Source organism: Bartonella queenslandensis AUST/NH15 (assembly GCF_000312585.1).
Classification (GTDB): domain Bacteria; phylum Pseudomonadota; class Alphaproteobacteria; order Rhizobiales; family Rhizobiaceae; genus Bartonella; species Bartonella queenslandensis_A.
The window spans coordinates 19299-33514 of the sequence record NZ_HE997975.1; the positions used below are offsets into that span (position 1 = coordinate 19299).

Sequence of the window (14216 nt, forward strand, 5' to 3'; positions counted from 1 at the left end):
TTCTGCAAATCTAATTCGCACGAAAAATTTGGTTGAAGCAGCAAATTAAACCTCTTTGATAAATCACAAATACAACAAATATACACTTAATGTCTGTAGCCTGTTTATTTTCTGCAAGCATTACAGTTTTAAATGGCTCTTCAAACATTCTGCAAATTCTTACACAAAAGATAAAAACAAACCATGAGATAAAGAGTATGCTATTGTCCATTTTCTCTTCTAAAAGATTATTCTCGCATGTATTCATTTTATCTAAAAAAACAAAAAACAGATTTCTTTAGTTACCCTCTTCATTATGTATAGTAGAATCAGGACAAAATAAAAGTTTTTGCTTCTCAAATATTTCCCAAAGTCATGATCGGTTTTACAAACCAATTTGGGTGCATTGACTTGATCAAAAGAGCTGCTTTTTGCGCAGCTTGTTGATTTTTAAAAATACCAAAACAAGTTGCCCCCGTTCCAGACATACGGGAAAAAAGAGAGCCACATTCATCTAATACAGATAATACTTCAGCTAACTGAGGTGCCATTTTTAATTGCCGGAGAAAAAAGATCATTTCGCGTTTCTTGTAAAGCTTCAACCAATGAATCAACAGTCTTTAAAGCAACTGGATTAATTTTTAAAGAAGGATGATGATGCTTGTCTAACGCTTTAAAAACAGCTTGTGTTGAAATCTCTTGGCCATGATTAACCAATACTATCGCAAGAGAACAGGCTTCTTTTAGTCGTATAATCTCTTGGCCAATCCCTTTTACCAAAAGTGGCTGCTGATATTCCAATGCAAAAAGACACATGGGAACATCAGCACCAAGAACTAAACTCATTTTTGCTAATTTTTCACAAGAACAATCAAGATTCCACTGTTGACGCAATATACTGATAACCCCTGCGGCATCACCTGAACCTCCACCAATGCCTGAAGCAATAGGGAGTGTTTTTACAAGTCGAAAAAAAGCAGGTTGAGCACTTTCAGGAAAAGTCTTATGCATAAAATCGCGTGCGCGAATAACCAAATTATCTGAATGAGAAACAAGCCCTTTTGCAAACAGCCCCGTTAAAACAAACTGGTCACTTTCACAAGACGTATAGTACAGGCAATCACCGCTAAGACTAAAATAAACCAAACTTTCTATTAAATGATAACCATCAGTACGTTGCCCCACAATATGCAAAGCTAAATTCAATTTAATGGGTGTAAATACATGAGACATGTCTTTGGATCGAAGCTTTTACATTTGATATCATATGACGTAATATTAACCTATACAGAGTTCTTTTATAAATATGCCCCTTTCATCCGTACCTTTAGTACCAACCCTATAAACAGCTTGAAACATTCTTAATCGTTTTCTAAACAAATCATAAATATGAAAAGTCCTTATACAAAATAAACTTTTGTATCATTTCAAGCCTTTTTTCTTCTATCATCTGTTTTTATATATCCCCCCTCTCGAATGATTCTTGGCCTCACAAACCGTAGCGCTGCCAAAGCGCCCGCTCTTCTACTGCCATCAACGCGCTGTCAACTGCTGTATAAACTGTATGAGCAGTCACTCCTGAAGGCGTTTTAAGGCCTAAAAAACTTTTTGGAGGCGTAATAAGTCGAAGTTTTGCATCACGACCAAAGCGCTGCTTAATAACAGAACGGACATCATTTAACCCGTCAATCAGACCAAGTTCAACGCTTTTTTTTCCACTCCAAAACATTCCTGTAAAGAGATTCGAATCATCTGCTAATTTTGTAGCACGCCGTTCTTTAACCAAATCAATAAAAGTTTGATGCACTTCCAGTTGGAGAGATTTCAAATGCTCAATATCCGCCTTTTTTTCAGGCTGAAATGGATCGAGTGTAACCTTGTTCTTTCCTGCTGTGTAAACGCGCCGCTCCACACCAATTTTCTTCAAAAGTTCCGGAAAACCAAAGGAAGCTGAAACCACCCCAATGGAACCAACAATCGAAGAAGGATCTGCAAAAATTTCATCTCCCGCACAAGCAATCATATAACCACCGGATGCTGCTATATCTTCAATAAATACAAGAACCTTTTTATTTTTTCTTCTGCCAAATCACGAATACGCTTGAAAATTAAACGCGATTGTACAGGTGAACCACCAGGAGAATTGATAATAAGGACAATAGCCGGTGCTTTTTTGTATGCAAAAGCCTTCTCTAAAAGATTGGCATATCTACTGAGGGAAAGCGTACGAGATATAGATGTTGATGAATCCATAATCGTCCCTTGAAGGCGAACGACAGGAATTTCCAATTTATTGGAAGAAAAACGATAGGGAACAAGTTTCTTGATAACATCAATCAAAACAAAATCTCCTTATAAGTTAAGAAAAATTAAAGAAGGAAGGACAACAAAAAGGAACAACGCGATAGCATCCAAAAACGCCAATCGCCCCCCACATTACAACCAGAAATATAACTTCACCCAAAGCTAAACCTCCCTAATAACCCTAATAACAAAGTGTAGACTTTAAATAATAAACTGAAAAACGCAAGATACTATTACAAAAGTTCCCACAAGCTTATATATCCATTATTAATTGCATCAATCCGTGGTGAAAAAATATGGCTATCCCCTTCATGGATAACCAATGCCGGTAAAAGTGATAAAGCTGCTCTGCTTCCTCGTTTTGCGTAAAATAAAAGACGAATTGCTGCTGTTTTTGCACGTGCATGCACAGGAACTATACAAATACCACCAAAACGCCCTTCTAAAGCACGCAAAATATCTGCCATTGATTGTGGGCGCGCAATGAGTCCTAAGTATCCACCTGGCTTAACAATCGCTGCTGCACTCCGCAACCAGTTATCAAACATCGCTTTTGGCATAACGTGTGCTTCAGATTTTTGTTTATCAGGTGTCTTGCGATCAGTAGGATTATTAAAAGGTGGATTCATAATGGCAAAATCAAAGCTATTATCTATCAAACCTGCTTTTATACGTTCACTCCCTTTGAAGGTAACATCTGCTTCTAGCAAACAAATGCGGCCAGCAAATTGTTTGTTTTGCTTTAGCATAAGCGTTTTTTGTGCATAAGATACCATAAAAGATGAGCGTTCAACCAATGTAACATGAACTTGCGGACAACGCGAAGCAACAGCTAACCCTGCAGCTCCAGCCCCAGCCCCCAAATCAACGACATTGCCCTTTAAATCAGTAGGAACCAAACCGGCTAATAACATAGCATCCATCCCAGAACGATGGCCGTATTTATGAGGTTGAACTAAATAAAATTTTCCGCGATGAAAACTGTCAATTGTCTCACCACTTTGATTCGATACTTTATCCATTTAAAAGTCTAATGTTCACTTTGTATAAATTGCACTGTATAAATTGCACTTTCGCTCTTCAGCTACCATTTTAATTTTTTTATCATTTTATAACAACAACATTACACTTAATTAAAGAACATTTCTTAACAAGATCATTCAAAGCTTACACTTCAAAGCCACATCAAAGGCTTGAGTCAAAACAAAACCCCCTTTATGCTAACCAATAAAATAAAATTTATATATGTTCATTGCAATATTTTAGGAGTTAACATATTGAGTGCAGTTATAAAACCAGAACAAATAAGAAATAATTCAATTTCTCTTCAATCTCTTATCAATCTTACTCAACAAGACATGGAGCGCGTCAATCAATTTATTCTCTCTATGGTACAATCAGAGGTTGAGATGATTCCTGAAATTTCTAATCATCTTATTTCATCAGGGGGAAAGCGGTTACGACCAATGATTACCATCGCTTCTGCTCATATGTTTGGTTATCAAAGTGACGGGCATATAAAACTTGCAACAGCCGTTGAATTTATGCATACAGCAACATTACTGCACGATGATGTAATTGATGAAAGTAATTTACGGCGTGGGAAATCTACAGCACGGATGATTTGGGGAAATCAAGCAAGTGTTCTTGTGGGAGATTTCTTGTTGGGGCAAGCTTTTAAAATGATGGTTGATGTTGGTTCTATAGAAGCGCTCTCTGTCCTAGCAAACGCTGCTGCAATTATTGCCGAAGGAGAAGTTATGCAACTTTCTGCTGAAAAAAATATGAAAACCAGTCCTTCAGACTATCTCAAAATCATCAATGCAAAAACAGCAGCACTTTTTTCAGCAGCCGCCGAAGTAGGACCCATTGTTGCTGGCTATGGAGATAAAGAGCGTTCTGCATTACGTGAATATGGAACATCTTTAGGTTTAGCTTTCCAATTGATTGATGATGCACTTGACTATAGTGGTAGTGCCCAAAACTTAGGAAAAAATATAGGGGACGATTTTCGAGAAGGAAAAATCACGATGCCTGTTATTCTGGCATATGAGCGCGGGAATATGAGTGAAAAAGCTTTCTGGAAAGAAGCACTTGAAAATGGCAATAACAATAATGAAGCCTTCACACACGCGCAACACTTAATGGAGAAATATAATAGTATCACAGATACCATAGAACAAGCACGCATCTATGGAAAACATGCAATTGATGCTCTTATTCCCATGAATGAAAATCATGCTTATAATGCTCTCGTTGAGGCTGTTGAGTTTTGCATTGCACGCGTAAACTGATTCTTTGCAAGAATCGTAGTATTTCTCAAAAAAGTAATGAGATATGATTTATAAACGACACAATCGATTGGTTATCTTGAAAAGGATTAGCTCCATGTGCTCTGCAACGGTATCCCGACTTTTTACCCTCTTTATCGTGGTTATCATGCTGATGCCATCCCCCACCTACAGTAAAATAAGCATGGCGACTCATACAAACTCATTTACAGGTGCTTATTTAGCTGGAATGGTTGCAAATCATGAAAATAAAACAGATCTTGCTATCAATTATTTTAAACAGGCACTCATTTATAAGCCTGACAACATTGAAACACAAAAAGAGCTTCTTGAAGCTATGCTCTTGGTCGGAGACTTTAAAGAAGCTGTGCAACAAGCAAAAAAACTCAAAGAGCAAGATGTTATAACTCCCTTTGTTTCCTTAACATTGTCGATAGAAAGTTTCATCAAAAAAGACTATAAAAGTGCTAAGCTTCTTCTGCAGTTAAAAGAACCTCCGACAGCCAATAACCCAATACCTGAACTCATCGGAGCTTGGATTACGTTTGGATCTGGACAAAAATCTCAAGCAATTGCTGAACTTAAGAAGCTCAAAGGTCCTGTCTGGTATGAGCTTTTTATATCTTATCATTTAGCTCTTATGAACGACCTTGCAGAACGACCACAGGATGCAAAAAAATATTTTATTAAAGCACTGAGTAACAAACAAGGGACTCTTATCGCTCCTAATACCTATGAACGTATTATTACAGCCTATGCCTCATTCCAATTGCGCCATAATATGCGCAACCAAGCTCTTCAAACCATCCAGCATGGCGAACAAATGTTGTCAGGTCGAGAAGTCCTTAAAAACTTTCGAGAAAAAATTGAAAAAAATGCTTTCTTAGAGAGGTTGATTAAAACACCTCAACAAGGAGCAGCCGAGGTGTTGTATAATTTTGGAACAGCTCTCAACTACAAAAATTCAGGGCGCATTGCACGTATTTTCAAACAATTATCTTTCGCCCTATATCCTCAAAATGACGCAACACTGTTTCAGCTCGCACACATTTCTGCTAAATTGGACTATACTGATCAAGCAATGAAACTTTATCGGGCTTTATCTCCTAAATCTCCTTATTATAAAGATGGACAACTTCATCTTGCATTTCTTCTTGCCAATAACAACAATTACAAAGAAGCAATAAAATTACTCACATTGTTAAATAAAAAATTTCCCAATGATCGTAACATTTTGATAACGCTTGTTGCCTTTTATATGCAGGACAATAAATTTCTTGAAGCGACTAAAAGTCTAAACTATGCTATTGCCCAGATAAAAAACTTTCAGCAGGACGATTGGAAACTTTTTTATCAGCGTGGTATTGCTTTTGAACGTCTAAAACAGTGGCCAAAAGCAGAAATTGACTTGCGAAAATCACTTGAATTTTTTCCAAACCAACCGCAGGTTCTGAATTATTTAGCCTATTCCCTTGTAGAACGAGGTGAGAAGCTTGAAGAATCTCTCCATATGCTGCAAAAAGCTTCTGCTTTGCAAGCTCACAACAGTCATATTCTCGATTCTTTAGGATGGGCTTATTATAAACTAAAAGAATACAACAAAGCAGTTCAAATATTGGAAGATGCTGTCAGACTACAACCTGAGGACCCAACATTGAATGATCATTTAGGGGATGCCTATTGGAAAGTTGGACGTAAACGTGAAGCAATATTTCAATGGAACCACGCAATTGACGGAAAACCAGAAAATTCTAAACAAATTCAAGAAAAATTGAAATTTGGTTTGCAATAAACAATGCTTAACCGTAAACCACATAAAATAATCAACGGAAAGACTAAAACTTCTTTGGTCGCTCTCTGCGTCATTCAATATTTAAAGAGTATAAAGCGTGAATTTGCCTGAGTATCTTAACCCCAAACGTTCTTTTCAAGGACTCATCTTAACTTTGCAAAATTATTGGGCTCACTATGGATGTGCAATTTTGCAACCTTACGATATGGAAGTCGGAGCTGGAACTTTTCATCCAGCAACAACACTGCGCTCTCTAGGCCCACGCCCTTGGAAAGTTGCTTATGTCCAACCCTCTCGGCGTCCAACAGATGGCCGATATGGTAAGAATCCAAATCGTTTACAACACTATTATCAATTTCAAGTGCTTCTCAAACCTTCTCCAACCAATCTACAAGAACTTTATATAAAGTCGCTACAAGCTATCGGGCTTGATACAAAACTCCATGATATTCGCTTTGTTGAAGATGACTGGGAAAGCCCAACCCTTGGGGCTTGGGGGCTTGGATGGGAATGTTGGTGTGATGGGATGGAAATCTCTCAATTTACTTATTTTCAACAAATTTGCGGCATCGAATGCGCCCCAGTTTCAGGAGAACTCACATATGGTCTTGAACGTCTAGCGATGTATATCCAAGGAGTTGATAATGTCTATGACCTTAACTTTAATGGTTTGGAAGGAGAAGACAAAATAAGTTATAGAGATATTTTTCTACAGGCAGAACAGGAATATTCATATTATAACTTCGAATTTGCTGATACAAAATTGCTCCACCAGCATTTTATCGATGCCGAGTGCGAATGCAACGCACTTCTTGATGCGGGAAAACCCAATAAAGAAAATGCATTCCATCGCTGTGTTTTTCCTGCCTATGATCAATGTATTAAAGCGAGCCATATCTTTAATCTCTTGCAAGCACGTGGCGTCATTTCTGTAACCGAACGACAAAATTATATTCTTCGCGTTCGTGATCTCGCACGCCGTTGTGGGGAAGCCTTCTTACTCACAGAAGCTGGACAAATACATACTGGAGAAGCCTAATGTCTGATCTTCTTCTTGAACTTTTCAGTGAAGAAATCCCTGCACGTATGCAACGAAAAGCTGCTGCTGATCTTAAAAAAGCTGTTACAGATCAACTTGTGAATGCTGGATTGGCCTATAAAGCTGCTCGTGAATATTGGACACCTCGTCGACTAACATTGGATATACGGGGACTTTCTATACGCTCAAAAGATATCCATGAGGAACGAAAAGGTCCCAGTACAAAATCACCACAGCATGCAATTAATGGTTTTCTACGAGCAACGGGACTCAACGATATTTCTGAAGCACATATTGGACATGATGATAAAAAAGGTGATTTTTATATTGCTAAAATTGTAAAAAAAGGTCGTGCTGCAGAAGAAATTCTTACCGATATTTTACCAGATATTATCCGCAACTTTCCGTGGCCGAAATCTATGCGTTGGGGAAAAGATTCAGCAAAAAGTGGTGCTCTAAAATGGATTCGACCTTTACAAAATATTCTTTGCATATTCGGACCAGAAATTGGTGAAACGCATGTTATTCCGTTTACAATTGGTTCTCTTGAAAGTAACAATCTAACTTATGGTCATCGTTTCTTAAGTGACGGAAAGCCATTTCAAGTTCGCCGCTTTGATGATTATGTGACGCAACTTGAAACCCATAAAGTCATTCTGGATGCCGAAAGACGAAAGAATATTATTTTAGCGGATGCCCAAAATCTTTGCTTTGCAAAAGGTTTAGAACTGGTTCAAGACGATGCCCTCTTAGAAGAAGTTGCTGGTCTTGTTGAATGGCCTGTTATCCTTATGGGAGACTTTGACAAATCATTCCTTGATATTCCTTCAGAAATTATTCGCTTGACCATTCGAGCCAATCAAAAATGTTTTGTCACCCGTAAACAGGGAGAAAAAGTAAAACTTTCTTATCATTTTATTCTTGTTTCTAATATTCTTGCAAATGATGAAGGCAAAGAAATTTCGCAAGGAAATAGTAAAGTTGTTCGTGCCCGTCTTTCTGATGCACTCTATTTTTGGCAAAAAGATCAGCGTGATTTGCCTGATATTCAACAATTGGAATCTTCTATAAAAAAATTTGATGTTGATATAAAGAAACCTCTCGATCAAAGAATGGCACGACTTGATCATTTGAATGTAACTTTTCACGCCAAATTAGGCACGCAAGGTGCAAGAGTAGAACGCATCGCTATACTCGCACAAAAAATTGCACCTTTAATACAAGCAGATCCTCTCTTAGCAAAACGTGCAGCAATCCTTGCAAAAGCTGATTTGCAAACAGAAATTGTTGGAGAATTTCCTGAACTACAAGGAGTTATGGGGCACAAATATGCCCTTCTTCAAGGAGAAGATTCTCGCGTAGCTGTAGCAATTGAAGAGCATTATAAACCTCAAGGACCAACAGATCGTCTCCCGCAAGAACCGCTTGCTATAACTATCATGCTCGCCGACAAAATTGACATGCTCATTGGCTTTTGGCTCATTAATGAAAAACCAACGGGGTCAAAAGATCCCTATGCGTTAAGACGAGCAGCCTTAGGGATTATTAGGCTTGTACTTTCGCGGGATTGGAAAATCAATCTTATGCCACTGTTTCAGTTGGCAATGAATCTTTTCATACAACAAAAAAAATAAATATGAAATCTCTCAAAGAGAAAAGCCACAATTGCAGAATCTTCTTCCAGAAAAAACAGAGTATATTTTGTCAGATCTGTTATTCTTTTTTCATGACCGTTTAAAAATTCATCTAAAAGAGGAAGGGGCTCGCTACGATGCCCTTGAAGCCGTTTTAAGCAAAGATTCTGATGATTTTTTATTGGTTGCACGTCATGTGGAATCTCTTATCGCTTTTATCAATACCCATGATGGAATGAACTTTGTAGCCTCTGTAAAACGTACTGCTAATATTCTCGAAAATGAATTTCAAAAAAATACAACAATAGCGAATGAAATTAATCCTGAGCTCTTTGTTGAGCAAGAAGAACAGCAGCTCTATCATGCAATCTGTGACGTAGAAAAAAAGATCCTTGCGCCCATCAATGCAACAAATTTATCCTTTGCACTCGATATTCTAGCACCACTTGGAAAATTGATTGATCTATTTTTTGAACAGGTATTGGTGAACGATAAAAACCCTGATATTCGTGCTAACCGTCTTGCTCTTCTCAAACGTATTCACACAATGACACAAGCGGTTGCAGACTTTTCAAAACTTGTCCTTTAAACCTAAAATATCCTATGAACTGATAAAAATAATAAGATAAATTTTTTCTTTTTTATGACTTTTATTAATTGAATATTTCAAAATATTATAAAGAACTTCCCCCGTGAGATTTGATCTAATTTTAAAAAGCAGTAAAACTTTTGTCGTCAATAATACTTTATATTGTAAATTTTTCTCATCATAACTCTCCTCTCTCTTATTAAAACAATCCTCTACACATCACAAGTCGTATTAGTATGTGGTAACCTATTGAAGAAAAGAGTAAAAGCACTCCTCATGAACGGTGCTAAAATTAGGAGAATGGGCTAGGTGCAATATAGGCACTACTGTTGTGTACTTGTACTAAAACAAAAAGATGATCACGCTCAGCAGATTTTATACATTTTACAAGGGCTGCTACTCTTTACAGATGTTGTCATAACATAAAGAAAGTATATACGTTGAGAAATGTCTCTTCAAAACAAGCGCATAACTGTCTCACACATAGATATTTTGTAAAACAAAATAGTTTTGGATTGCTCATTCATTGGCTTTTTTTAAGAAACATTTCTTAAGCCACCCAAATTCTTTTCGTAATGGAGCCCACATGAATGGCTATAATTAAAGCCATTGAGTAACACTTCTTTACGCTTATAAAAGGAGCCTGCTAACACTGTCCCACACTTTGCCAACTCCAAATGCCACCAATAGTCCTTAGCCCTTGAAATGATTCACAAGAAATAGGCCCTTTGTACAGTTTTTCCACAAATCATCCCCGCTTGTTACGTACAAGAAAATGATTTTGATTGATTTAACATGGAGCAGATTTGAAATGAGAGAGGCATTTTTCGCAAAACCGCTAAACATAAAAACAGTTCCTCAATACAAAAACCACCATCCTTCACTGATACACAATAACCGTGCTCGCTTATCGCTTCATAAAAAAAATAACGGCACTTCTTATTATAATCTTAGTGAATAAAATCAAAAGACAAGTCTAGGCTAGATAATATAGCTCTTTAAACTCAATGCATAACTAATTGAAAACTAGCCACCACAATATAATAGATTAAAACATTTAATATTGAAAATATTAACCACCTAAAGAAGCAGTTTTTTATCTCTAAAATACCATTAATTAAGATGTGTTTTCATTTTTCCCAATGATTCTTTCGAAAGAGCCTCTTTAACGAATTCATCTGCCCTGTTAGAATCTAATTCCTTTTCAATAAGGATACGTGCCGTAGAAATTGCCAAATCAATAGCCGATGAAGAGACCATGCGTATTGCATCCGCTTCTGCCTGAGCGATTTTTTGCTCTGCCAATTTATTGCGGTTTTTTACATATTCTTCTGCTTTTGTACGAGCCTCAGCAATAACAGATTCAACTTCACGCTTTGCCGCTGCAATAATTTCTTGCGCATCTTTTTCTGCTTCCGCGTGTTTGCGTTGATATTCAGCTAATATTTCTTGTGCCTCTTCACGAAGACGCAGAGCCTCATCCAACTCATCCTTGATACGCTTTGCGCGTGCATCAAGATGATGTATAATTTTCTGCGGAATTTGGAAATAGACTAAAAGAGCCAAAAAAAGAACTAACCCAACAAAAGCCCCAAAAGTATCACTCATCTTTGTCTTCCTCAATAATTCGCAGTTCTAATAACTGAACGAACAGCCTCTCTGCTGACATCAACATCAATCACTTTTTTCACGATTTCAAGGGCGACTTCTTCAGCGATAGAACCAACATTTTGCATCGCTTTATCCCGAATTTTTGTTATCTGTTTTTCAGCATCTGCAAGTCTTTTCTCTAAACGCTCTTCAATTTCCTTCCGTTCAAGCTCAGCCTTTTGTTTTAATTCTTCACCAGCTGCTTGTGCTATAGTATGAGCTTTCAAACGCGCTTCTGCTAATTCACGCTCATAAGTTTCAACAACAGTATCTGCTTCCTGCTTCATACGCATAGCCTGATCTAAATCAGATGCAATTCGATCTCGGCGCGTTTCAATAACACCACCAATACGCGGCGCAATCACACGAGAAATAAACAGATAAAAAAGTCCAAAAGAAATTGCCAACCAGAAAAAATGCGAACTAAAATGAACAAAATCAAAAGGTGGAAATACACGATTTGCATGCTCTGCCACTTTTTTAATATGTTCTATCGACGTTTCTGTGTTCTGTGCATAAGCGCTAGAAGCAAACATCTTCTTTCATCCTTCAAATAGCCTAAACCCTCTCTAACCAATGATAACTGGCAAACAATTTTTCTGGTCGAGAGCTAAAAGGGTAAATCTTTCCTCATAGCGAGAATAAACATACCCTTTTGATGATGATTAAACCCCAAAAAGAAGCAATAAAGCAATGAGCAACGAAAAAATACCCAAAGCTTCTGTCACAGCAAAACCAAAAACGAGACGTCCAAACTGACTATCTGCTGCTGATGGATTACGTAATGCACCAGAAAGATAGCTTCCAAAAATATTACCAAGCCCTAAAGCTGTTCCAGCCATACCAAAGCAAGCAAGACCAGCTCCAATATATTTTGCTGCAAGCACTATTTCCATATTATTCTCCTTTTAAGCGAAATTGCACTATTCGACGGAAAACCGCCAATTCTATTAATGTCCTGGATGAATTGCATCATTAAGATACATACATGTTAAAACTGTAAAGACGTAAGCCTGAAGAAATGCAACCAAAAACTCAAGAGCCGTAATCGCCACAGTCATAATGAGGGGCAAAACCGAACCACCAACGCCTACGATTCCTACCCCAATCATCGAAACAACAAATCCAGCAAACACTTTGAGCGTAATATGACCAGCAAGCATATTCGCAAAAAGACGAAGTGAAAGACTGATGGGGCGGGAGAGAAAAGAAATAATCTCAATCATTGTCACTAGAGGCAAAACTACGACAGGAACCCCACTGGGAACGAACAGTTTCAAAAAACTGATTCCATGCTTATAAAAGCCATAACCAATCACTGTCAAAATAACCACCATTGCCAATGAAAACGTAATCATAATCTGAGAGGTCACCGTATAAAAATAAGGAAAAAGACCAATAAAGTTAGCAACCAAAATAAAAGTAAACAGGGAAAAAACTAAAGGGAAAAACTGCATTCCCTGAACACCAGATGATTCTCGTAGAGTCGACGCGACAAACTCGTAGGCCATTTCTGAAAGAGATTGCATCCGCGTTGGAACCAATCCACGACTTGATGATGAAATAAAGAGAAAAACAGAAGTTATAACAACCGTAACGACTGTAAACAATGATACATTTGTAAATGATAAATCCATATTTCCTACGGAAATCTTAATCAGCCGTGAAACCTCAAACTGATGAATAGGATCTGGAGCGTGCGCTGTCACTTCAACCTCATTTATCGGACCTCTCATTGGCCCCTTTATTTTGTTCATCTTGGCGCAATACGCCTTTTTGCCCTAATTGACTGGAGGAAATATACCCCACAGACCGAAGAATACTCAATACACCAGCAGCAAATCCAAGAAAGAGAAAAAACACTAATCCCCAAGGCCATGAACCTGCTAACTTATCAAACCCCACCCCCAAAACAGCACCAACGATAACACTTGCCAGAAATTCACTGGAAAGCTTAACTGCATCCGCCATCCTTCCTTGTGACTTTTTCCGCCTATCCTTATGCTCACGTTCCCTTAATGCCTGCTTACGCACTAAAGCTACGCTTAAGTTCTTACTACGACATTCCAAATCCTCTGAATGAAAACACTCTCTTTGCTTTTTCTCTTTAGCCCCCTTGCGGCTTGTAACGGGTTTTTCGCCCATCGCCATCATTGGCTCCTTCATCAAAAAGCAAAGTAAAAATGTATCCTATAAAACCGTGTGCATCATATTGTTCCCGAATTTATTCGTCAAGACACTAAAAGAAATCTATCACAAATTATCGTATAAATTTTATCGCATAAATAACGTATTTTTCAATTTACATGCTTTAAAAAAAATATTTCTTAAAGTCCCTAAACTGATTTCACAACCTCACCCCCAAATACATAAAAATTTCCGTAAAAATATAAAACTCACAGGTCCACCATCTTTATGCATATGAAGAGACAAGCCAGCATCATTATACACTTTGTTAACTCCAATATTGCAACAGTCCTCATCTTGAAAAAAGCGTAAAAAGCATTTCTTTTCTTTAATCGTTTTTACTCACACATCACACCTGCTACGAACCTCTTGCCCTTCACAAGTCAGTTCAACATTGTCACTCCAATCTGTTTCTGTGCTATCAACCAGTATGCGACGGGTGAAGATCTTTTTGCCCGAGGCAGCGATAAAACTATCAATATCTTCTTTTTTAATTATGTGAGAAGCGTCATAGCATTTACATTGAATAGCCGCATAGCCTCCTTCATCACGGATTGTAGCGACCAGATCAATGCCAATATCCGTTCCATCTTCATTACGCTCTTGCGCCCACTCACAATAGGTTTGAACCTTTTCGTATTCTTGCTTTTGAAGCGGGTCCCACGTCAAATAGGCAATGACAAGGTTTTCAAACAATGTTCCTAATTCACGGGGTGATTTCGCTTTTTGACGATAATATTCTAAGAGAGAA

General features: G+C 37.8%; 9 protein-coding genes and 4 pseudogenes. 4 read left to right on the top strand and 9 right to left on the bottom strand.

Going from position 1 to position 14216, the window contains the following annotated elements; genetic code table 11:
* Positions 1-335 precede the first annotated feature (335 nt).
* From BN338_RS00370 to BN338_RS00380, 3 genes and pseudogenes are all read right to left on the bottom strand, one after another.
* Positions 336-1246 (bottom strand): annotated as a pseudogene (locus BN338_RS00370) (4-(cytidine 5'-diphospho)-2-C-methyl-D-erythritol kinase).
* Between the two features lie 222 nt (positions 1247-1468).
* Positions 1469-2319: pseudogene (locus tag BN338_RS00375) on the bottom strand (S49 family peptidase).
* Positions 2320-2516: 197 nt separating this feature from the next.
* A complete protein-coding gene (locus BN338_RS00380) occupies positions 2517-3305 on the bottom strand; it encodes a tRNA1(Val) (adenine(37)-N6)-methyltransferase (protein WP_039757996.1) in 789 nt (262 codons plus the stop codon).
* Positions 3306-3500: 195 nt separating this feature from the next.
* On the opposite strand from BN338_RS00380, the gene BN338_RS00385 reads away from it, so the two are divergent.
* From BN338_RS00385 to glyS, 4 genes and pseudogenes are all read left to right on the top strand, one after another.
* A complete protein-coding gene (locus BN338_RS00385) occupies positions 3501-4577 on the top strand; it encodes a polyprenyl synthetase family protein (protein WP_083868401.1) in 1077 nt (358 codons plus the stop codon).
* Positions 4578-4671: 94 nt separating this feature from the next.
* Positions 4672-6366 carry a tetratricopeptide repeat protein gene (locus BN338_RS00390; protein WP_039757999.1) on the top strand — a complete coding sequence of 565 codons (1695 nt, stop codon included), beginning with the start codon at positions 4672-4674 and terminating at the stop codon, positions 6364-6366.
* Between the two features lie 97 nt (positions 6367-6463).
* Positions 6464-7405 (top strand): glycine--tRNA ligase subunit alpha, encoded by a 942-nt coding sequence (locus BN338_RS00395; RefSeq protein ID WP_039758001.1) that lies wholly within the window; start codon positions 6464-6466, stop codon positions 7403-7405.
* Positions 7405-9628: pseudogene (gene glyS, locus BN338_RS00400) on the top strand (glycine--tRNA ligase subunit beta). Before BN338_RS00395 ends, glyS begins: the two are co-directional and overlap by 1 nt.
* A 1113-nt stretch (positions 9629-10741) precedes the next feature.
* Here glyS and BN338_RS00405 read toward each other — a convergent pair.
* The 6 genes and pseudogenes from BN338_RS00405 to BN338_RS00430 form a co-directional block, all read right to left on the bottom strand.
* Positions 10742-11236, bottom strand: coding sequence for a F0F1 ATP synthase subunit B (locus BN338_RS00405; RefSeq protein WP_039758004.1), 495 nt, complete (start codon positions 11234-11236; stop codon positions 10742-10744).
* 11 nt (positions 11237-11247) lie between these two features.
* Positions 11248-11814: a F0F1 ATP synthase subunit B gene (locus tag BN338_RS00410; RefSeq protein ID WP_039758007.1), complete on the bottom strand. Its 567-nt coding sequence runs from the start codon at positions 11812-11814 to the stop codon at positions 11248-11250.
* Between the two features lie 129 nt (positions 11815-11943).
* Positions 11944-12174: a F0F1 ATP synthase subunit C gene (locus BN338_RS00415; RefSeq protein ID WP_012231167.1), complete on the bottom strand. Its 231-nt coding sequence runs from the start codon at positions 12172-12174 to the stop codon at positions 11944-11946.
* Positions 12175-12228: 54 nt separating this feature from the next.
* Positions 12229-12987: a F0F1 ATP synthase subunit A gene (locus BN338_RS00420; RefSeq protein WP_039758058.1), complete on the bottom strand. Its 759-nt coding sequence runs from the start codon at positions 12985-12987 to the stop codon at positions 12229-12231.
* Positions 12988-12994: 7 nt separating this feature from the next.
* Positions 12995-13429 carry an AtpZ/AtpI family protein gene (locus BN338_RS00425; RefSeq protein WP_039758014.1) on the bottom strand — a complete coding sequence of 145 codons (435 nt, stop codon included), beginning with the start codon at positions 13427-13429 and terminating at the stop codon, positions 12995-12997.
* 396 nt (positions 13430-13825) lie between these two features.
* Positions 13826-14216: pseudogene (locus tag BN338_RS00430) on the bottom strand (restriction endonuclease); the annotation flags it as partial.